At 70.3% G+C, this 19,904-nt stretch carries 20 protein-coding genes; 15 read left to right on the forward strand and 5 right to left on the reverse strand.

From position 1 onward, the window contains the following. Positions 1-108: 108 nt before the first annotated feature. The 9 genes from ACFYW7_RS29895 (at position 109) to ACFYW7_RS29935 (ending at position 8,421) form a co-directional block, all read left to right on the forward strand. Positions 109-753 carry an HAD family hydrolase gene (locus ACFYW7_RS29895; protein ID WP_389508007.1) on the forward strand — a complete coding sequence of 215 codons (645 nt, stop codon included), beginning with the start codon at positions 109-111 and terminating at the stop codon, positions 751-753. Between the two features lie 134 nt (positions 754-887). Further along, on the forward strand, positions 888-1,631 hold the full coding sequence (locus ACFYW7_RS29900) for a VC0807 family protein (RefSeq protein WP_389508010.1): 744 nt from the start codon (positions 888-890) through the stop codon (positions 1,629-1,631). Between the two features lie 83 nt (positions 1,632-1,714). Continuing rightward, positions 1,715-2,941: an MFS transporter gene (locus ACFYW7_RS29905; RefSeq protein ID WP_389508012.1), complete on the forward strand. Its 1,227-nt coding sequence runs from the start codon at positions 1,715-1,717 to the stop codon at positions 2,939-2,941. Next, positions 2,892-4,064, forward strand: a complete 1,173-nt coding sequence (locus tag ACFYW7_RS29910; protein WP_389508014.1) for an acetoin utilization protein AcuC — start codon at positions 2,892-2,894, stop codon at positions 4,062-4,064. Before ACFYW7_RS29905 ends, ACFYW7_RS29910 begins: the two co-directional genes overlap by 50 nt. A 253-nt stretch (positions 4,065-4,317) precedes the next feature. After that, complete coding sequence (locus tag ACFYW7_RS29915; protein WP_389508016.1) at positions 4,318-5,133, forward strand: phosphatase; 816 nt, start codon at positions 4,318-4,320, stop codon at positions 5,131-5,133. A gap of 129 nt (positions 5,134-5,262) precedes the next feature. Beyond that, the gene (locus ACFYW7_RS29920; RefSeq protein WP_093781815.1) at positions 5,263-5,472 is read left to right on the forward strand and encodes a helix-turn-helix domain-containing protein; all 210 of its coding nucleotides are present in this window, start codon (positions 5,263-5,265) and stop codon (positions 5,470-5,472) included. Between the two features lie 143 nt (positions 5,473-5,615). After that, on the forward strand, positions 5,616-5,714 hold the full coding sequence (locus ACFYW7_RS29925; protein WP_003948845.1) for a 30S ribosomal protein bS22: 99 nt from the start codon (positions 5,616-5,618) through the stop codon (positions 5,712-5,714). Positions 5,715-6,295: 581 nt separating this feature from the next. Continuing rightward, positions 6,296-7,357 (forward strand): NAD-dependent epimerase/dehydratase family protein, encoded by a 1,062-nt coding sequence (locus ACFYW7_RS29930; protein WP_389508018.1) that lies wholly within the window; start codon positions 6,296-6,298, stop codon positions 7,355-7,357. 14 nt (positions 7,358-7,371) lie between these two features. After that, positions 7,372-8,421: a lysophospholipid acyltransferase family protein gene (locus ACFYW7_RS29935; RefSeq protein ID WP_389508020.1), complete on the forward strand. Its 1,050-nt coding sequence runs from the start codon at positions 7,372-7,374 to the stop codon at positions 8,419-8,421. A gap of 118 nt (positions 8,422-8,539) precedes the next feature. On the opposite strand, the gene ACFYW7_RS29940 is transcribed toward ACFYW7_RS29935, so the two are convergent. The 3 genes from ACFYW7_RS29940 to ACFYW7_RS29950 all read right to left on the reverse strand — a co-directional run bounded on the left by ACFYW7_RS29940 (position 8,540) and on the right by ACFYW7_RS29950 (position 12,253). Next, a complete protein-coding gene (locus tag ACFYW7_RS29940) occupies positions 8,540-9,766 on the reverse strand; it encodes a DUF5667 domain-containing protein (protein ID WP_389508022.1) in 1,227 nt (408 codons plus the stop codon). Between the two features lie 253 nt (positions 9,767-10,019). Next, positions 10,020-10,790: an ECF subfamily RNA polymerase sigma factor, BldN family gene (locus tag ACFYW7_RS29945; RefSeq protein WP_389508024.1), complete on the reverse strand. Its 771-nt coding sequence runs from the start codon at positions 10,788-10,790 to the stop codon at positions 10,020-10,022. A 530-nt stretch (positions 10,791-11,320) separates the two neighbouring features. Continuing rightward, a complete protein-coding gene (locus ACFYW7_RS29950) occupies positions 11,321-12,253 on the reverse strand; it encodes an HAD family hydrolase (protein WP_389508026.1) in 933 nt (310 codons plus the stop codon). Between the two features lie 185 nt (positions 12,254-12,438). Between ACFYW7_RS29950 and ACFYW7_RS29955 the strand changes: the two genes are divergently transcribed. From ACFYW7_RS29955 to ACFYW7_RS29975, 5 genes are all read left to right on the forward strand, one after another. Further along, positions 12,439-12,738: a glutaredoxin family protein gene (locus ACFYW7_RS29955; RefSeq protein ID WP_389508028.1), complete on the forward strand. Its 300-nt coding sequence runs from the start codon at positions 12,439-12,441 to the stop codon at positions 12,736-12,738. Positions 12,739-13,080: 342 nt separating this feature from the next. Next, entirely contained in the window at positions 13,081-13,836 is a 756-nt protein-coding gene (locus ACFYW7_RS29960) for a redox-sensing transcriptional repressor Rex (protein WP_389508030.1), read from the forward strand. Next, positions 13,833-15,539 (forward strand): glutamyl-tRNA reductase, encoded by a 1,707-nt coding sequence (locus ACFYW7_RS29965; protein ID WP_389508032.1) that lies wholly within the window; start codon positions 13,833-13,835, stop codon positions 15,537-15,539. Before ACFYW7_RS29960 ends, ACFYW7_RS29965 begins: the two co-directional genes overlap by 4 nt. Next, positions 15,536-16,495, forward strand: coding sequence for a hydroxymethylbilane synthase (gene hemC, locus ACFYW7_RS29970; RefSeq protein ID WP_389508034.1), 960 nt, complete (start codon positions 15,536-15,538; stop codon positions 16,493-16,495). The genes ACFYW7_RS29965 and hemC overlap by 4 nt, the downstream gene beginning before the upstream one ends. Further along, positions 16,492-18,195 (forward strand): uroporphyrinogen-III synthase, encoded by a 1,704-nt coding sequence (locus ACFYW7_RS29975; protein WP_389508036.1) that lies wholly within the window; start codon positions 16,492-16,494, stop codon positions 18,193-18,195. The genes hemC and ACFYW7_RS29975 overlap by 4 nt, the downstream gene beginning before the upstream one ends. A 69-nt stretch (positions 18,196-18,264) precedes the next feature. Here ACFYW7_RS29975 and ACFYW7_RS29980 read toward each other — a convergent pair whose 3' ends face one another. Then, complete coding sequence (locus tag ACFYW7_RS29980) at positions 18,265-18,459, reverse strand: DUF397 domain-containing protein (protein WP_389508038.1); 195 nt, start codon at positions 18,457-18,459, stop codon at positions 18,265-18,267. Beyond that, positions 18,456-19,298, reverse strand: a complete 843-nt coding sequence (locus ACFYW7_RS29985; protein WP_389508571.1) for a helix-turn-helix transcriptional regulator — start codon at positions 19,296-19,298, stop codon at positions 18,456-18,458. The genes ACFYW7_RS29980 and ACFYW7_RS29985 overlap by 4 nt, the downstream gene beginning before the upstream one ends. A 160-nt stretch (positions 19,299-19,458) precedes the next feature. On the opposite strand from ACFYW7_RS29985, the gene ACFYW7_RS29990 reads away from it, so the two are divergent. After that, positions 19,459-19,884 carry an ATP-binding protein gene (locus ACFYW7_RS29990; RefSeq protein ID WP_389508040.1) on the forward strand — a complete coding sequence of 142 codons (426 nt, stop codon included), beginning with the start codon at positions 19,459-19,461 and terminating at the stop codon, positions 19,882-19,884. Positions 19,885-19,904: the final 20 nt, after the last annotated feature.

A 19,904-nucleotide genomic window follows, 5' to 3' on the forward strand; every position in this document is an offset into this window, starting at 1 on the left:
CTGCAGGGGGGACCCTGTGGGAGAGTAGGACGCCGCCGAACAAATTTTGAAGAAAACCCCCGTACCGGGAATCCGGTACGGGGGTTTTCTGCGTTTAGGGTCTTTGTCATGCGCTATGACCTCATCATTTTCGACAACGACGGTGTCCTTGTGGACAGCGAACCGATCTCCAACACCCTGCTGGCCGCGTATCTCACCGAACTGGGGCACCCCACCTCGTACGAGGACTCGCTGCGTGACTACATGGGCTCCGCGATGCACCGCATCCACGACATCGTGCTGGAACGCACCGGTGAGCGCCTGCCCGACGACTTCGACGACGTGTTCCACGCGCGGGTCTTCGCCGCCTTCGAACGGGAACTGAAGCCGGTTCCCGGGGCCGGGCAGGTGCTGGAGAAGCTGGCCGCGGACGGGGTGCCGTACTGCGTGGCCTCCTCCGGGAGCCATGAGCGGATCAGGGTCGGGCATCGGACGACGGGGCTCGACCGGTGGTTCGACGACGGGCGGGTCTTCAGCTCGCAGGACGTGGGCCGGGGCAAGCCGGCGCCCGATCTGTTTCTCCACGCGGCCGAGCGCATGGGCGTACGGCCGGAGAGGTGCGCCGTCGTCGAGGACAGCCCGCTGGGTGTTCGGGCGGCCAACGCGGCCGGCATGGACGTGTACGGATTCACCGCGATGACACCCGCCGACAGGCTGGCCGGCGCCACTCAACTCTTCTCGGACATGGGGCAGTTGGCTGACCTGCTGGTATGACGGCGCCCATCGGCGGGGGCTGACATCTGTCATGCCGAGCACCGGACGATCGTTTCTGTCGGCGGGTGGGGTCCGACCGCGAAGCTGAGTACATCGGAACGGGACGTACACAGTGACGACGGAGGGACCCGATCATGAGCATCACCGCCACCGAGGTCAGCAACGGCAGCACCGGCCCCGCCGCCACGGCGGTCACCGCGGCGGCCGTGGAGACCACCGTGCCGGCCGCGGGGTCCCGGCCGAGCTTCCTGCCGCTCATCGTGGACGTGGCGGTGCCCGTCGGGTCGTACTACCTGTTCAAGAACGGGTTCGGGATGAGCACGATGGCGGCGCTCGGCTGGAGCAGCGTCGTGCCGGCCCTGCGGACCGCGTGGAGCGTGGCGAAGGAACGCAGGGTCAACGCCCTGGCCGGGCTGATCCTCCTCGTCAACCTGGTCGGCCTCGGCCTCAGCCTCGTCGCCGGTGACCCGCGGCTGATGCTGGCCAAGGACAGCGGTGTCAGCAGCGTCGTGGGTATCGGCATCCTGGTGTCCGTGAAGCTCGGGCGCCCGATGATGACCGAGGCGATGAAGCCGTTCCTCGTGAAGGGGGACGCGGCGAGGAGCGCGGCCTGGGACCGGCTGGCGGCCGGCTCCGAGCGGTTCCGGAAGGCCGAGCGGGCCTTCTCGCTCGTGTGGGGCACGGTCCTGCTGGGCGAGTGCGTCGCCCGGGTGGTGGGCGCCTACACGCTGCCGGTCGACACCATGGTGTGGCTCGGCTCGGTCGGTGCGATCGTCTCGATGGTTCTCGCCTTCCTCGTCAGCGGGCGCTTCGGGGTCGTCCCGATGCAGAAGATGCTGGAGCACGAGCTCGCCACCGGCGCGGGAACGGACGGCTGAACAGCCGCTCGGCCAAGAGTTGAGCAGAATTCATCTTCGGTTGGATCTACCCACGGGTAAGCCGGGGCCCTACGCTCGCCGCCATGACAGATGTGCTGCGGCGCGGTAGGGCCTCGTTGGCTTTCAGCTTTTTCGCTCAGGGCGCCGCCTTCGCGCTGCTCGTGACGCGCATCCCGGCCATCCAGGACCGCTACGGGATCTCGGACGCGCTGCTGCCCGCGTTCCTGGCGGCCGTCCCGGTCCTCGCCGGGGTCGGCAGCGTCACCACCGAACACCTGGTCAAGCGCATACCCCCGAGCGTCGTCCTGCGGTGGTCGCAGCCCGTCGTGCTGCTCGCCCTGCTCGGGGTCGGCGCCGGTGACCAGCTCGTCGAGGTGGCGATCGCGCTCGCCGCCTTCGGCCTGGCGGTCGGCGCGCTCGACGCCTCGATGAACATGCTCGGGGTGAACCTCCAGCGGTCGTACGGGCGCAGCATCATGCTCGGCTTCCACGCCACGTACAGCCTGGGCGGAATCGTGGGCGCCTCGCTGGCGTGGGCGGGGGCGCACTGGCACCTGGCCCTCTTCGCGTCGTACCTGCCGGTCGTGCTGATCCTGCTCCCGCTCGCCCTGGTGGGGAGCCGGTGGTACGTCGACGGCGGGTCCGCCGCGGCCGGCAAGGACGGGGCTGCCGAGGAAGGTGCCGGCGGTGGGCCGCTCGTCTTCAAGCTGCTGCTGCCGCTGTGCCTGGTGATGACGTTCGCGTACATCGGGGACTCGACGGTCTCCAACTGGAGTGCGAAGTACCTGCAGGACGTGCTGGGCAGTTCGGAGCAGCTGGCGACCGTTCCGTACAACGTCTACATGGTGATGACGCTGGTGGGACGGGCCGTCGGGGACCTCGGGGTGCGGCGGTTCGGGGCCGTGGCGGTGGTGCGGCTGGGTGCCGTCGTCGCCGCGCTCGGGTTCGGGGTGGTGGCGCTCGCGCCGGGTGCCTGGGTGGGCATGCTGGGGTTCACCCTGCTGGGGCTCGGGCTGTGTGTGATCGTGCCGCAGACCTTCGCGGCGGCCGGGAGGCTCTTCCCCGGGGCCTCGGACGCGGCGATCGCTCGGCTGAACATCTTCAACTACGTCGGGTTCCTGATCGGGTCCCCGTTGGTGGGCGCGCTGGGTGACGCCTGGAACTACCGGGGCGCCATGCTCGTACCCATGGTGCTGGTGCTCGCGACCCTCGGGTACGCCCGCTCGTTCGCTCCCGAACCGGACCGATACGGTGACCTGCATGAGCGGCCGCGCACAGCTGATGTGGGACGAGGCAGTAACGGGATATGACTTCGGCCCGGACCATCCGATGGATCCGGTCCGGCTCGCGCTGACCCGGGGACTCGTCGACGCCTTCGGGCTCGACCGGGACGTCACCGTCGTCCAGGCGAAGCCCGCGGGGGCGTCGACCCTGCGGCTGGTGCACCGCGAGGACTACGTGGAGGCGGTCAGGGCCGCGTCCGCCGATCCCCGGTCGGCCGACCTGCGGTACGGTCTCGGGACCACGGACGACCCCGCGTTCACCGGGATGCACGAGGTGTCCGCGATGATCGCCGGGCAGTCGGTGGGGGCCGCCGAGGCGGTGTGGCGCGGGGAGGCCCTGCACGCGGTGAACTTCGCGGGCGGGCTGCATCACGCGATGCCCGGTGGCGCCTCCGGGTTCTGCATCTACAACGACGCCTCGCTGGCCATCGCCCGGCTGTTGGAGCTGGGTGCCGAGCGGGTCGCGTACGTCGATGTCGACGTGCACCACGGTGACGGTGTCCAGGCGGCGTTCTGGGAGGACCCGCGGGTGCTGACGATCTCCCTGCACGAGCATCCGCGGACGCTGTTCCCGGGGACCGGGTGGCCCGAGGAAACGGGGGGCGACAGCGCCGAGGGGTCGGCCGTCAACGTCGCGCTGCCGGCCGGTACCGGGGACGCGGGCTGGCTGCGGGCCTTCCACTCCGTGGTGCCCGAGCTGATCGCCGACTTCCGGCCGCAGGTGCTGGTCACCCAGCACGGCGCGGACACGCACTTCGAGGACCCGCTCGCGCACCTCGCCGTCTCGCTCGACGCGCAGCGGGCCGTGCAGGTCGCCTGTCACGACCTGGCGCACCGGTACGCCGACGGGCGCTGGGTCGCGCTGGGGGGTGGCGGGTACGCGGTGGTGGAGGTGGTGCCGCGTTCGTGGACCCATCTCGTGGCCGTCGCGGCGGGCCGGCCCATCGAGCCCGAGACGGTGATCCCCGAGAGCTGGCGGCAGGAAGTCTTCGCGCGGACGCGGCAGTTGGCTCCGACGCGGATGACGGACGGGCGTTGGCCGGTGTCCTGGAAGGACTGGGAGTCGGGGTACGACCCGGCGGACCGTCTCGATCAGGCGGTCCTGGCGACCCGGCGGGCCGTCTTCCCGCTGCGGGGGATGCTGGCCTGAGCCCGGAGCGGGACGAGACACCCGCTTGGTGCTTGGTGCTCGGTCGCGTGTCGCGTCTTGTGGGTGACGGCCGGGGGCGAGGTCAACTGGAGCCCGGATCGCGCAGGTTGTGGGTCCGGTGGCGGCGACGGCGGTGACCGTGGGTGCTCTGCCGCCGCCCGATCGGGGCGTCTTGATGGCCCATTAGGCCAACTGTGGGGCTTTTCCCGCTTTTTGTTCATGTGCTGTCGGTGAATGCGTCAGCATCACTGACGTGTTGAGCACCGGAGCTTTGCGTGCACATCTGCTGGCCGCCCGGCTGGCCGGGCCCGTGGCCACCTCGCGCGAGGAGAGTCTGCGCAGCTACCGGCTCTTCGCCGCCCGCGACCCCCGCCTGCTGCTCGGGCTCGATCCCGAATGGACCTGGCGGCAGCGGGATCTGATCGAGTTGATGGCCGACAAATGCGGGGTTTCGGCCGACCCGGCGCACACTTCGGGGCATGATGTGATCGACCCGGAGCGGACCCTGGCGGCTCTCGACGCCTTCGCGGATCGGCTCGCCGAAGCCGCCCGGCATCGTCACCCTGTGCTTCTCGGTACGGGTCACCCGCACCGGCTGATCACCTTCTACGCCGCTCTCGCGGACGCGCTGTCGGCGGCGGGGTGTGCCGTTCTCACCCCGGCGCAGGGTAGCTCTGTCGACATAACGACCCGGTTCGGTCTACGCACGTACAACCTCGACTACGTACAAGGGGTCGCGCTGGTGCGCGAACCCGAAGGCGGGGCCACCGGTCGTGCGACCGGCGCACACACCCATTCCCCGCTCCCGGTTCGGACCGTTCTGGCGGCCGCGGCCGAGTCCGGAGGGCCCCTCCCGGAGCTCGTCATCGGGGACCACGGATGGGTCTGCGGAGCAGGTCAGCTGGGGTTCGAGGCCATTGGTCTCGCCGATACGGACGATCCGGCGCTGTTCGTCGGAGAGGCGGAGGGGCGGGTGTCCGTCGTCGTTCCGCTTGATGACGCTGTGCGGTCTGATTACTACCGACCGATTACTCGCTATGTAGTCAATCGAGCGTGTCTGTCACAGTAGGCGGCCGACGGCATCCCCTCTTCCCCACTCGCATCACCCGCCCCTACATTGGGGAGTGAGCACGCAACGACGAAGAGTCACCGGAAGGGGAAGCCGGTGACCGTCGAGTGCGGAAGGTTCAGGTGTGTCATGGCTGCAGGCGAGAGGCCTCTGAACGAGGTTCAGTTCCTTACCGTGGCGGAAGTCGCCTCGGTGATGCGAGTGTCGAAGATGACCGTGTACCGCTTGGTGCACAGCGGTCATCTGCCGGCGATCCGGGTGGGGAGGTCCTTCCGGGTGCCGGAGCAAGCGGTTCACGAGTACCTCCGTGAGAGCTATGTGGGGGTGGAGACCGCCTGACGACGTTCCCGGGAGACCGTTCGCGATCTCCCGGAAACACCTCGATTACGACCTCGGCTCTCGGACGGGTAGGCTGGCCCCTCATAGGTCGTGTGGGCCCATGCAGCCCAGCACCGAGTAAAGAGAAGTGAGCGAGGGTAGTCGTGGGCTCTGTTATCAAGAAGCGGCGCAAGCGGATGGCGAAGAAGAAGCACCGCAAGCTGCTCAAGCGCACTCGCGTTCAGCGTCGCAACAAGAAGTAAGCGGCGCCGCGGAAACGCGTACTGTGGCCCCTCACCAGCGGTGAGGGGCCACAGGCGTATCCGGCCACGCCGGGGCCGGGAAGAGGGCCGGGAGCCGGGGGAAGGCCGCGCACAGGCCTTGTGGGCGCCCGGGGGACGGCCGCAGGGCCACCGAAGGGTTGCCCCGGGGCGGCGGGTGCCGTCGAGAAGCCGACCATGAAGTCGGCGGCCGGCCGACGAAGAGGTCGGCGGGGACGGGCTGGGCGCCGGACCGACGCGTGGACCCGGTCGCGGGGGTACCCGGAGCGGCGCGGGGCGAAGGCCGTCACGGCGTCCGGAGCGGAGCGAGGGCGGCCGGCGCGGGCCGTATCCGGGAGCGGAAGAGTCCGAAAAGCCGCTCGACCATCGAATGTCCTCAGCCACGCGCGCCGCGTGGGACTGTAGGCCGAATGGCTGGCTCTGGTCGTACGTCTGTGGCTGTCGTCACTTCGTGCATCGGGCGGTCATCACAGCGCAACATCGACCCGCTAAGTTGGCCGCACACGGGGTACGCGGCAGGTACGAGCGGAGCTACGTCCAGTTCTGGAAGGAAGGCGCTGATCTTGGGGAAGGTCGTGCTCGTGACCGGGGTGGCCCGTCAGCTGGGGGGCCGGTTCGTACGACGGATCCAGCGTGACCCGCAGGTGGACCGGGTGATCGCCGTCGACGCGGTGCCACCCGCGCACCACATCGGCGGCGCCGACTTCGTACAGGCCGACATCCGGCAGCCCACGATCGCGCGGTTGCTCGCCGAGTACTCGGTCGACACGGTCGTGCACATGGACGTGACGGGCACGGCGCTGGGTTCCGGCAGCCGGACCACGGTCAAGGAGACCAACGTCATCGGCACCATGCAGCTGCTCGGCGCCTGCCAGAAGTCCCCGACGGTCAAGCGGCTCGTGGTGAAGTCCAGCACCAACGTCTACGGCTCGGCGCCCCGCGACCCCGCCGTCTTCACCGAGACCACCTCGCCCAAGTCGCTGCCCAGCGGGGGCTTCGCGAAGGACACGGTGGAGGTCGAGGGCTACGTGCGCGGCTTCGCGCGGCGCAGGCCCGACGTCGCCGTGTGCGTGCTGCGGTTCGCCAACATCCTCGGCCCGAGCGCGGACTCGCCGCTCGCCTCGTACTTCTCGCTGCCGGTCCTGCCCACGGTGTTCGGCTACGACCCGCGGCTCCAGTTCGTCCACGAGGGGGACGTGATCGAGGTGCTGCGGCTCGCCTCGCACGAACCGCAGCGGGGCACGCTCAACAGCGGCACGTTCAACATCGCCGGTGACGGCGTCCTGCTGCTCTCGCAGTGCGCGCGACGACTCGGCAGGCCCACGGTCCCGCTCCTGCTGCCGGCGCTCAGCTGGGCCGGTACGGCCGTGCGTACCCTGGGGGTGACGGACTTCTCTCCGGAGCAGCTGCGGCTGCTCACGCACGGCAGGGTGGTCGCGACGGTCCAGATGCGCGAAACCCTGGGCTACCAGCCGAAGTACACGACGGCGGAGACCTTCGCGGACTTCGCCCACAGCCGGGGGCCCGGACTCCTGCCCCCCGAGGCCCTTGCGGGGGCCGTGGACCGTATCGCCGCACTGCCTGTTCTGGGCGGCGGCCAGTCCCCGACGCAGAGCGCCAACTGAGGAGCGCATCAACGATGCCGGACGCCAAGGTCATTCCGTTCGACGACGACCGCTCGCGCGGGGCCGCCGCACAGCGCCCGTCGCGGCGCCGGTCCGCCGGCAGCCGACGCAAGGGCGAGCCTGTGGTGGTACGCGACGTCCAGCCGCTGCCCGGACGGGCCGTGCCGCAGGATGTTCCCGTGACGCATGAGCAAGAGCCGCCCCGACCGTCCGAGCCGGCCGACGGCGGCCTGGAGCAGCGGATCGCCGGGGGCCTGGCCTTCCTGCGCCGCAGGCTCACGGGTGACTACGAGATCGACGAGTTCGGTTACGACCAGGAGCTGACCGACCAGGTCCTGATGTCGCTGATCCGGCCGCTGTACGAGAAGTACTTCCGCGTCGAGGTGAAGGGCGTCGAGAACATCCCGTCCGAGGGCGGCGCGCTGATCGTCGCCAACCACTCGGGCACCCTTCCGCTGGACGGCCTGATGATGCAGGTCGCCGTGCACGACAACCACCCGGCGAACCGGCACCTCCGTCTCCTCGCCGCCGACCTGGTCTTCATGCTGCCGGTCGTCAACGAGCTGGCCCGCAAGGCCGGTCACACGCTGGCCTGCGCGGAGGACGCCGAGCGGCTCCTGGAACGCGGTGAACTGGTCGGTGTGATGCCGGAGGGCTTCAAGGGCATCGGCAAGCCGTTCGGCGAGCGGTACAAGCTCCAGCGGTTCGGCCGGGGCGGCTTCGTCTCGACGGCGCTGCGCGCGGGCACCCCGATCATTCCGTGCTCGATCGTGGGCGCGGAGGAGATCTACCCGATGATCGGCAACGCGAAGACCCTCGCGCGGCTGCTGGGGTTCCCCTACTTCCCGATCACCCCGACGTTCCCGTGGCTCGGCCCGCTCGGCGCGATCCCGCTTCCCACCAAGTGGACGATCCAGTTCGGGGAGCCGATCCGCACGGACGGCTATCCGCCGGAGGCGGCCGAGGACCCGATGCTGATGTTCAACCTGACCGACCAGGTCAGGGAGCAGATCCAGCACACCCTGTACAAGCTGCTGGTGCAGCGCAGGTCCGTGTTCTTCTGATCATGCAGTTACGGTTCTGCTGCTCATGCCGTGCTCACCAGAGACCAGAGACGCGGATACGCCGATGGGGCGCCCTTCCCGAGAAGGGCGCCCCATCGGCGTAGGGGAGGGGTGGGTGTCAGCCGCTGTCCTCCGTGTCGATGCCGAGGCCCGGCAGGAGGCCGGGCAGGAGCGGCGGCAGCGTGACGTCGGGTTGGCTCGTCGCGCTGCCCTTGCTGCTGTTGGACGACGGGGAGGAGCTGGTGTCGTCCTGCGGCGGGTCGAGCAGGCCGCCGGTGTTGCCGCCGAGCAGGCCGTCGCCGCTGTCCGACTTGGTGGGCCTGGGCTTGCCGCTGCTGTGGCTTCCGCTCGTGGAGCCGCTGCTCGCGCTGGGTGTCGGGGTGTCCTTGCCGGGCGACTCGGTGGACTCCTCGCTCCTGCCCCGATGACGTCCGGTGCCCTCGGGGGCGGGCGTCCTGGGCAGCATGGAGCGCAGCGGGGCGACCTCTTCGTCTATGGCCTTGAAGACCGACGAGACCTGGTCACTGACATCGCCGAGCTGCACGGGCAGCCGGTCGCGCAGTGTGCCCCAGGCCTCGCGGTGCGACCGGGAGAAGGCGGACAGGGCCTGGATCGGGCCCAGTGAGCCGTCCTGTTCGTACGCCTCGTGCAGCAGGCGGTGCCCTTCTGAGGCGTCGTGCTGCATGCCGGACAGGGCGCGCCGGATCTCGCCCAGGGACTCGTGGTCGAGCTGTCCGGAGCGGTCGCGCTCCATCAGTCGGCGGGCCTCGCTCAGGCGGGTCGAGGCCTGGTCGAGGTAGAGCTCGCCCCGGTCGCTGTCGCCCTGGGCCAGACCCAGCTTGATGTCCTCCATGCCGCGTTTGAGCCCGTAGAGCGAGTCGCCGGGCAGGGCGTCGGTGCTCGCGGCGGCCACGCCGCCGAAGGCTCCGGCGGCCACTCCCACGGTGAGCCCGCCCGCGGCGAGCCCCTTGGACAGCCGGGATCGGGGTCGCAGCTTGCCCAGTCCGGTCGCCCGGTGTGTGCCCTTGGCCCGATGCGACCGCTGCACGGGCAGTGCACGGTCCAGACCCTCGCCTCCGGCGGCGGTGCCTTCCAGCAGCATGGCCTCCATCGCGGCGACGAGCTGGGCTCGCTGCACGATCTTGACCTCGGGGTCCAGCTCCGGTTTGGGCAGCTCGCCGAGACCGTTGGCGAGGGCCATCAGCAACCCTTGCTCGGTCTGTTCCGCAGCAGCCCGGGACGGTGCCGACCCATCGGGCTGCTCGGCCGCCGTGCCCTGGTCGGACTCCTCCAGGGCCTGGGCGAAGGCGTTCGCCCGCCGGTGTGCCGATACGTTCGCGATCACTGGCGGCACCTCCTCTCGTCATGACGGTCGACTCCCCAGGGGATCCTGAGGGTTGCACCCCCTGGCCGTGTCCACACGATCGGGTGATCGGCGATGGCCAAGGCGTGACCACAGGGAGCCTGTATCCCGCACAACGAGCGTCACGGCACTTGGGTTACGGACGATGGATGATCGGACCGCTAAGTCAACAGACCTTTACAGAAGGTGAGTTGAGTGTCAGGGGTCGGGCGGGGGTGCTGCGGGGCGATGGGGTTCAGCGGACGTCGTCCGGCAGGAGCCGCGCCAGGGTGCGGACCGCCCGGTACTGGAGGGTCTTGATGGCACCCTCGTTCTTGCCCATCACCCGGGCGGTCTCGGCGACCGAGAGCCCCTGGAGGAAGCGGAGCGTGACGCACTCCTGCTGCTGAGGGTTGAGCCGGCGCACGGCGTCCAGCAGCGCGGCGTTCGAGAGGGACTCCAGGACGGAGTCCTCGGGGGAGCGCTCGACCTCGTTGGCGTCGAGCATCTCGCCGGTGGTCACTTCCAGCCGGAATCGGCTGGACTTGAAGTGGTCGGCGACCAGGTTCCGGGCGATGGTCACGAGCCAGGCGCCGAAGTCGCGCCCCTGCCAGGTGAAGGTGCCGATGCGTCGCAGCGCCCGCAGGAAGGTCTCACTGGTGAGGTCCTCGGCGGTCGCCTTACCTCCCACCCGGTAGTAGATGTAGCGGTACACGGTGTCGCTGTACTGGTCGTAGAGCCGTCCGAAGGCGTCGGCCTCGCCGGCCTGGGCGCGCTCCACGAGATCCATCATCCGGGCGCTGTCGCTGTCGGCGGCCGGACGGCGTGCGGTGGTGGCCGAGCCTGAGCGGCCCCGCCGGCCGACCGTCGCGTTGCTGTCGGCCAGGGCATAGCAAGGACCGACGGGCGCGGTGGCGGCGAAGGCGGGGACGGCGTACGCGGTGGGGACGAAGCCGCGAAGACGGTCGAGGACCGTCGCGCGCAGCGTAGCCAGGCCCGAGGCGTCAACCCCGACGTGTGAGTACACGGGACTCCCAGAGGCAGAGCTTCCATCACGTGCAGTGCGGGACCTTTCACCCGTCGTAGCGACGGAGGGGTACCGGATTGCGTCTGAGGAGAATAACGCTTCGTACAGGCAGCGCTACACCCAGTTGCTAAAATCATCGATTACGGCGCCTTTGGGGCGGATTGGTGCCCGTTCAAGTGCCGCGCGATGGTTGCTTGTTGATCGATTCGGTTCGTGTTCCGTCTGAGTGCGGGGCGTGTTGTGCCCGCCTGCGGCGAACGCGACTGGGCCGCCCACGGCATGGGTAGGACCCGGGGAATGGTCCCGGCGCGACGGTCCCGTCCCAGCTCGGACAGGTTTTCGCCCCCTCGGTCCCGCCCCGCCTTCATCGGGGCTCCGCCCCGGGTCCGGCTCCTCGAGCGCCCGACGGGCCGAGACGCACGCACGGAAGGGCCGTGTCGGTACATCGGGGATGTACCGACACGGCCCTTCGAAGACGTGGACGAAGGCCTGGACGAGGTCGAGGCAGGGACTGGGGCCGGGGGCGGGGCTCAGCGGCGACGGCGGTGGAGCGCGATCGCGGCGGCCGTGCCGCCGGCCACCGCGCCCACTCCGGCCGCGGCGGGGATGCCGACCTTCGCGGCCTTCCGTGCCGTGCGGTAGTCCCGCAGGCGCCAGTCGAAGTCCCGCGCGTGCCTGCGCAGTTTCGCGTCCGGGTTGATCGCGTACGGGTGTCCGACCAGCGAGAGCATCGGGATGTCGTTGTGCGAGTCGCTGTACGCGGCGCAGCGGGACAGGTCCAGGCTCTCCGCGGACGCCAGCGCCCGCACGGCCTCCGCCTTCGCCGGACCGTGCAGGGGTTCGCCGACCAGCTTGCCGGTGTAGACCCCGTCGACCGACTCCGCGACCGTGCCGAGGGCGCCCGTGAGGCCGAGCCGCCGCGCGATCACCGTGGCGATCTCGACCGGCGCCGCCGTGACGAGCCACACCTTCTGTCCCGCGTCCAGGTGCGCCTGGGCGAGCGCCCGGGTCCCGGGCCAGATCCGCTCGGCCATGTACTCGTCGTAGATCTCCTCGCCGATCGACATCAGCTCGGAGACCCGGTGGCCCTTCACGATCGACAGCGCGGAGTCACGCGCGTCCTGCATGTGTTCGGGGTCCTCGATGCCGGCCAGCCGGAACCACGCCTGCTGCCAGGCGAACCGGGCCAGATCGCGGGTCTCGAAGAACTTCCGCTTGTACAGGCCGCGTCCGAAGTGGAAGAGGGCGGCGCCCTGCATCACGGTGTTGTCGAGATCGAAGAACGCGGCGGCCCTGTCGTCGCCGATCACCGGGAAGTCGGGTTCGTCCGGGGCGTTCGGCGGTGCCAGTTCTTCCTGTTCCTGCGAGGACTTGCGAGCTGCCTCCGCCGAGGCCTCGCCTGCCAACACGCTCCGCGCCGTGGCGGAGCGCCTACGGGGAGTGAGCCATCCGAGAGCGGCCATGTCGTGAGCATAGCCAGTCCGTCAGGTGCTTCCGGAGTCGAGAGGATTCGACGCTGTGAACTCTGCGCGACCGGGCCGTTAAACCCGCGATCCGATCCGTCGCGTCGCGGCGCGTCGGCCCCGTGCGGGAGGGCGGTGGCGCGTAAAGCGCGGAGCGGGCCCGTCGGGGTGTCCGGGGCGGGAGAATGGCGCGTATGAGTCCCATGTTCCGGCGCAGCGACCGCCGTACGGAGAACAGGGCGCCCGGGGAGCGTCTGGTCACGTTGATCGGGAAGCCCGGGTGCCATCTGTGTGATGACGCACAGGAGGTGATCGAGAAGGTGTGTTCCGATCTCGGCGTCCCCTGGGAGAAGAAGGACATCACCGAGGACGAGGAACTGCACCGTCAGTACTGGGAACAGATCCCCGTCGTGCTGGTGGACGGCGCCCAGCACACCTTCTGGCGCGTGAACGAGGAACGCCTTCGCAAAGCCCTCGCGCGGTGAGATCCGCGCGGGACCGCCCGTCGCGCCCGTGATGTGTCCCGACTTGTGACCTGACCGAACAGCCCAGGTGGCCGGGAAAGTCGCTTAGGATCGACGGCGATTGGTCTCGGGGGCGGGATTCGTTGAGGAGAGTGTGCGGTTTTGCCCCCTTCAGATGCGCAGCGGAGTCGTCCGCGCGCCGGTTGCATACGGGCGTGCCGGGCATGCGTGACCCCGGTCACGTTGGCCGGGCAAATCGGACACCGTCTTTGTGCACGCGTTCACAAAGACATAGCCTGCATTCGACGGGGCGGTCTGGGAACGTGTGACCGCCTACAGCCCCGCTCTACCCGCAGGAGCACCGTGGCAACTGGCCGAACTCACCGACCGGCGACCCGCAGCCGAGGAATTCCCGAGGCCACCGTCGCCCGGCTTCCGCTGTACCTCCGAGCCCTCACCGCACTGTCGGAGCGCTCGGTACCCACGGTCTCATCCGAGGAACTCGCGGCCGCCGCGGGGGTCAACTCCGCGAAGCTGCGCAAGGACTTCTCCTACCTCGGCTCCTACGGGACCCGCGGTGTGGGGTACGACGTCGAGTATCTCGTCTACCAGATCTCCCGCGAACTGGGCCTGACCCAGGACTGGCCGGTAGTGATCGTCGGCATCGGCAACCTCGGTGCGGCGCTGGCCAACTACGGAGGGTTCGCGTCCCGCGGATTCCGGGTGGCCGCGCTCATCGACGCCGACCCCGCGATGGCCGGCAAGCCCGTCGCCGGGATCCCGGTCCAGCACACGGACGAGCTCGAGAAGATCATCGACGAGAACGGTGTCTCGATCGGTGTCATCGCGACCCCGGCGGGAGCCGCCCAGCCGGTCTGCGACCGGCTCGTGGCCGCCGGAGTCACCTCCATCCTGAACTTCGCGCCGACCGTCCTGACCGTTCCGGACGGCGTCGACGTGCGCAAGGTCGACCTCTCCATCGAGCTGCAGATCCTCGCCTTCCACGAGCAGCGCAAGGCCGGCGAGGAGGCCGAGGCGCAGGCTGCCACGGCCTCCGCCGCGCAGGAGGACAACGGCAAAGGGCCCGACGGGGATCTCCCCGCCGTGATGCCGGCATGAGTCTCCTCGTCGTCGGGCTGAGCCACCGCAGCGCTCCGGTCAGCGTTCTGGAGCGCGCCGCGCTGTCTCCGGACGCGCAGGTCAAGCTGCTCCAGGACACCCTCGCCGCCGAACCGGCCGCCGAGGCCGCGGTGCTCGCCACCTGCAACCGCATCGAGCTGTACGCCGACGTGGACAAGTTCCACGCGGGCGTCGCCGAGCTGTCCACCCTGCTCGCCCAGCACAGCGGGGTCGGGCTGGAGGAGCTCACGCCCCACCTGTACGTGCACTACGAGGACCGGGCCGTCCACCACCTCTTCTCGGTGGCCTGCGGCCTGGACTCGATGGTCGTCGGCGAGGGCCAGATCCTCGGCCAGATCAAGGACGCGCTCGCGACCGCGCAGGGACTGCACACCGCGGGCCGCCTCCTGAACGACCTGTTCCAGCAGGCCCTGCGGGTCGGCAAGCGCGCCCACTCCGAGACGGGCATCGACCGCGCCGGACAGTCCCTGGTCACCTTCGGCCTGGAGCAGCTGTCCGCCGGGCGGGCCGTCGAGGCCTGGGCCAAGGGCAAGAAGGCGCTCGTGATCGGCGCCGGATCGATGTCCTCGCTGGCCGCCGCGACCCTCGCGCGCGTCGGCGTCGGCGAGATCGTGATCGCCAACCGCACCCACGACCGCGCCGAGCGCCTCGCCGAGATCCTCAACGGCGGCGACGACACGGACGTGCTGGCCCGCGCGGTACCGATGGACTCGGTGCCGGTCGAGCTGACACGTGCCGACATCGCCGTCTCCTGCACCGGAGCGACCGGGCTCGTCCTGACCGCCGAGTCCGTCGCGGCCGCCGTCGAAGGACGTACGGGAACGCCCGCGGCCCTGCGCGACGAGGCGTCGACCGGCCCGGCGGGGCACCTCGCTCCCTCGGGCGTCGACGACAACTGTCCGCTGGACCTGTCCGCCGTCCAGGGCGCCCCCGGCTTCTCCGTCATGGGAGAGGCGGCCGTCGCCGGCATGGACGCCGCCACCCTGGAGCAGCACGCGGTCTGGGTGGACAAGGGCACCGGGACCGTCGAGCGCCGTGACGGCCGTCGTACGCCCGACGTCGAGGCCGAGGCCGACCTCATCACCGCGCTGGCCGCCACCGCCGTGACGGTCGGCCGCATCCCCGAGCGCCGCAGGCCCGAACCCGTGGCCGAGGCACCCCGCCCCGCGCCGGTGCTCGCGCTGCTCGACCTGGCGATGCCCCGTGACATCGACGCGGCCGTGCACCGGCTGCTCGGTGTACGGTTCGTCGACCTGGAGTCGCTGGCCGAGGCCTCCGCGGACGCGCCGATGGCCGCTGACGTGGACATGGTGCGCCGGATCGTCTCCGACGAGGTGGCCGCGTTCAGTGCCGCCCAGCGGGCCGCGCACATCACGCCGACCGTGGTGGCGCTGCGCGCCATGGCCGCCGATCTCGTCGCGAACGAGATCGCGCGCCTGGACGGGCGGCTGCCGGACCTCGACGACAAGCAGCGCGGCGAGATCAGCCAGACCGTGCGGCGCGTCGTCGACAAGCTGCTGCACGCGCCGACCGTACGGGTCAAGCAACTGGCCGCCGAGCCCGGCGGTGCCGGGTACGCGGACGCGCTGCGGACCCTGTTCGACCTGGACCCGGAGACGGTCGCCGCCGTCTCGCGGGCCGAGAACAACACCGAGAACGCCAAGAACCGAGGGCGAGCATGAGTGAGCAGGCTTTGAGGCTCGGGACCAGGCGCAGCAAACTCGCCATGGCCCAGTCCGGGCAGGTGGCGGAAGCCGTGAGCCGGGTGACCGGACGGCCCGTCGAGCTCGTTGAGATCACGACGTACGGCGACACCTCCCGTGAGAACCTCGCGCAGATCGGCGGCACGGGCGTCTTCGTGACCGCGCTGCGTGAGGCACTGGTGCGCGGGGAGGTCGACTTCGCCGTGCACTCCCTCAAGGACCTGCCGACCGCGCAGCCCGAGGACCTCGCGCTGGCCGCCGTGCCGGTGCGCGAGGACGTGCGCGACGTGCTCGTCGCCCGTGACGGACTGACCTTCGCGGAGCTGCCGGACGGTGCCCGGGTGGGTACCGGCTCGTCGCGCCGCATGGCCCAGCTGAACGCGTACGCGCGCAGCCACGGCATGACGATCGAGACGGTCGCCATCCGTGGGAACGTCGACACCCGCATCGGGTACGTCCGTGCCGGGGAGCTCGACGCCGTCGTGCTCGCCGCCGCCGGACTGAGCCGGATGGGCCGGATCGACGAGGTCACCGACTTCCTGCCGGTCGACACCGTTTTGCCCGCCCCCGGCCAGGGGGCCCTCGCGATCGAGTGTGCCGCAGCCGATGCGGACCTCGTCGCTGCGCTCGGAGAGCTCGACGACCCGTTCACGCGGGCCGCCGTGACCGCCGAGCGATCCCTGCTCGCCGCCCTGGAGGCCGGCTGCAGCGCTCCCGTGGGCGCGTTCGCCGACCTGCTGGCCGACGGGCAGATTGTCAAGGAGATGCGCCTGCGCGGCGTCGTCGGCACGACCGACGGCTCGACGCTGGTGCATCTGTCCACCACCGGTCCCGTGCCCGAGACACATGACCAAGCGATGTCGCTCGGCCGTGAACTCGCCGTCGAGATGCTTGCCAAGGGCGCGGCCGGTCTGATGGGGGAGCGAGCACTGTGAGCCCCACCAACCTTCCCGCCGCTCCGGATCACGGGCACGTCACCTTCCTGGGTGCCGGACCCGGAGATCCAGGACTTCTGACACTGCGCGCCGTAGAGGCGCTGGCGAACGCGGACGTCCTCGTCGCCGAGCACGATGTGCTCGACGTCGTACGCGTCCACGCCAGACAGGGCGTCGCCGTTCTGAACACGGATCCGGACACTTCGCCGGTTCCGTACCAGACCACAGGCACGCCTCAGCTGACGGTTGTTGACAGCACGTCAACGACCGTTGGTGACCCCGCGTCGAGGGACGCTGCCAATCTTGTCATGACGGCCGCACGGGGCGGCAAGCGGGTCGTGCGCGCGGTGACCGGTGACCCCGGGCTCGACACGTACGCCGCTGAGGAGATGCTGGCCTGCGCCCGTGCGGGCGTGCCGTTCGAGGTCGTGCCCGGCATCGCGGCCGCCGTCGGTGTGCCCGCCTACGCGGGTGTGCCGCTGCGGGACGCGCAGGGCGCGGATGTCCGGTTCGTCGACGCGCGGACCGCCTCGAACCGCTGCTGGGCCGAGGTCGGCGCCTCCGACGGCACCGTCGTCGTGTCGGCGACGCTCGACTCCGTGGCCGCGGCCGCGGGCGAGCTGGTGGCCTCCGGCCGCAAGCCCGACACCCCGCTGTCGGTGACGATCGCCGGTACCACGACCCGGCAGCGCACCTGGTCGGCCACGCTCGGCACGATCGCGCAGACGCTGAAGCAGGCGAAGGTGCTGCCGTCCCCGGACGGCGGCCGCCCCGTCATAGCCGTGGTCGGTGAGCGTTCCTCCGCCGCCCAGCGCGACCAGTTGTCGTGGTTCGAGTCCAAGCCGCTGTTCGGCTGGAAGGTGCTCGTACCGCGGACGAAGGAGCAGGCGGCGTCGCTCTCCGACCAACTGCGGTCCTACGGGGCCGTGCCGCACGAGGTTCCGACGATCGCCGTCGAACCGCCGCGCACGCCCCAGCAGATGGAGCGCGCGGTCAAGGGCCTGGTGACGGGCCGCTACGAGTGGATCGCCTTCACCTCGGTGAACGCGGTCAAGGCCGTGCGGGAGAAGTTCGAGGAGTACGGGCTCGACGCCCGTGCCTTCGCGGGCATCAAGGTCGCGGCCGTCGGCGAGCAGACCGCGACGGCGCTGATCGCCTTCGGCGTGAAGCCGGACCTGGTGCCGAGCGGCGAGCAGTCGGCCGCGGGTCTCCTGGAGGACTGGCCGCCCTACGACCCGGTCTTCGACCCGATCGACCGTGTCTTCCTGCCGCGCGCCGACATCGCCACGGAGACCCTCGTCGCCGGGCTCATCGAGCTGGGCTGGGAGGTCGACGACGTCACGGCGTACCGCACCGTGCGCGCGTCGCCGCCGCCGGCGGACACCCGCGAGGCGATCAAGGGCGGCGGCTTCGACGCGGTCCTGTTCACCTCGTCGTCGACCGTGCGGAACCTGGTCGGCATCGCCGGCAAGCCGCACAACGTGACGGTGATCGCCTGCATCGGCCCCGCGACGGCCAAGACGGCCGAGGAGCACGGCCTGCGGGTCGACGTCATGGCTCCGGAGCCCTCCGTGCACAAGCTGGCGGAGGCGCTGGCCGACTTCGGTCTGCGGCGCCGCGCCGCCGCGCTGGACGCCGGGGACCCGGTCACCCGGCCGAGCGAGCGACGCCCGGGTTCGCGCAGGCGCCGGACCACCTGACACAGCCAGGCAAGCACGCCCCGCCGTCTCTCACGAGAGACGGCGGGGCGTGCTTCGTCGTACGCCAGGTCAGGCGGACGGCAGGAAGGCCGCCCAGGCGGCCGGGGCGAGGGTGAGGCGGGGGCCGTCCGGGTCCTTGGAGTCCCGGACGAGGATCCCGTCCGGAGCGGCGGCCACCTCGACGCAGTCGGGGCCGTCAGCTGTGCTGTAGCTGCTTTTTATCCACTCCGGCCCGGCGTCGGCCGCGGAAACTTTGAGCGTCATGTCTTTGTGTCTCCCAGCACTTTCTCGATGAAGGCCAGCGACTCCTGAGGGCTGAGAGCCTGCGCGCGAAGGACTCCGTAGCGGATGTCGAGGACCGTCGTTTCCTTGGGGTCGGTCATGACCCGACTGCTGAGAGGCGCCTCACTGAACGCAACGGTGGCCCCGTCTCTGAGCTTGAGGAGTCTGAACGAACCGTCGGTCCCCGCGTTCTCCTCGCGGTCGAGGGGCAGGACCTGAAGGTCTACGTTGCGCAACTGGCCCACCTCCAAAAGCCGTTCGAGTTGCCGTCGTAGCACCATCCTGCCCCCGATGGGTCTGCGCAACGTCGACTCGCACTGAACGAAGCTGAAAACGCGCGGTCCGGTCGATGGATCGAGGATCTTCTGACGGGCACATCGCGCCGCGACCTGCTGTTCCACCTGGTCCTCGGTGAACGGTGGTCGGCGTGCGTCGAAAATCGCCCGTGTGTACTCCACGGTCTGCAACAACCCATGAATCACCGAGTTGTTGTAGGCGCAGAGCTCGATCGCGTCCGCCTCCAGTTTCTTCAGGTCCCGCACCTTCTTCGGGTAGCGGACCTCGGTCAAGTCCTCCTTCAGCGCGGCGAGTCGGCCGCCCGCCGAGAGGATCTCGTCAGCGCGGTCCAGGTACTCGGGCCGGGGGATGCGCCGCCCTCGTTCGACGGAGGAGACCTGTTCCTCCCCGTACCCGATGGCCGCCCCGAACTCGGCCTGGGTGAGGCCGGCCGACTCCCGCCACAGCTTGAGCTGACGCTGGACGGTCCTCATCACCGCACTGGCCTCTTCGTCGTCCTCCAGCCCCGCGTCCCACTCGTTCACGCCCGCCGCCCTCCAGCCGCGCCCTTCCCCGCCCAACCCCGACCTCGGCTCCCCGGTCACCCCGTACAGCCCGGACAGAATCGGCCGCCACCCGGACAGACACCGTCCGCACGGGCCGCCTCTCTTCACAAGGTACGTACGAATGAACACGCTGAGTGATGTGAATCAGCGAACTGCGCACTCTCCGCTCCGTCACTTCTCGGTGCCGCTGTCCGCCACCCGGCGTGGTGCCCGCCTGGCCCGGCTGCTCGCGGCCGAGCAACTGCACGGCTGGGGGCTGCCGTTGGACCCGGCCCGGCTCGTCGTCGCCGAACTCGCCGCGAACGCCGTGCTGCACGGCCGCGTCCCCGGCCGCAGTTTCCGGCTCACTCTCTCCCTCCGCGTTCCCCGGACGCTGAGCGTGGAGGTCGCCGACGCCCGGGGCGAACGGTGGCCCACCCGGGTGCGGGACGGCGGCGATGAGTGGTCCGAGTCCGGCCACGGGCTGTTGCTCGTGGAGGAGTTCGCGGATCGGTGGGGTGTGAGGGCGGGGCCGGTGCCGTGCAAGACGGTGTGGGCGGAACTCGATCTCGGCCCTTGCCGGTGACGCCCGGACCGGAGCCCGGT

The organism is Streptomyces sp. NPDC002580 (assembly GCF_042889485.1).
GTDB lineage: Bacteria > Actinomycetota > Actinomycetes > Streptomycetales > Streptomycetaceae > Streptomyces.

Coding starts and splice junctions, on each gene's coding strand:
- ACFYW7_RS29965 (WP_389508032.1), top strand. CDS start 13,833: ATGAGTCTCCTCGTCGTCGGGCTGAGCCACCGCAGCGCTCCGGTCAGC.
- ACFYW7_RS29950 (WP_389508026.1), bottom strand. CDS start 12,253: ATGGCCGCTCTCGGATGGCTCACTCCCCGTAGGCGCTCCGCCACGGCG.
- ACFYW7_RS29980 (WP_389508038.1), bottom strand. CDS start 18,459: ATGACGCTCAAAGTTTCCGCGGCCGACGCCGGGCCGGAGTGGATAAAA.
- ACFYW7_RS29935 (WP_389508020.1), top strand. CDS start 7,372: ATGCCGGACGCCAAGGTCATTCCGTTCGACGACGACCGCTCGCGCGGG.
- ACFYW7_RS29905 (WP_389508012.1), top strand. CDS start 1,715: ATGACAGATGTGCTGCGGCGCGGTAGGGCCTCGTTGGCTTTCAGCTTT.
- ACFYW7_RS29910 (WP_389508014.1), top strand. CDS start 2,892: ATGAGCGGCCGCGCACAGCTGATGTGGGACGAGGCAGTAACGGGATAT.
- ACFYW7_RS29955 (WP_389508028.1), top strand. CDS start 12,439: ATGGCGCGTATGAGTCCCATGTTCCGGCGCAGCGACCGCCGTACGGAG.
- hemC (WP_389508034.1), top strand. CDS start 15,536: ATGAGTGAGCAGGCTTTGAGGCTCGGGACCAGGCGCAGCAAACTCGCC.
- ACFYW7_RS29895 (WP_389508007.1), top strand. CDS start 109: ATGCGCTATGACCTCATCATTTTCGACAACGACGGTGTCCTTGTGGAC.
- ACFYW7_RS29900 (WP_389508010.1), top strand. CDS start 888: ATGAGCATCACCGCCACCGAGGTCAGCAACGGCAGCACCGGCCCCGCC.
- ACFYW7_RS29920 (WP_093781815.1), top strand. CDS start 5,263: ATGGCTGCAGGCGAGAGGCCTCTGAACGAGGTTCAGTTCCTTACCGTG.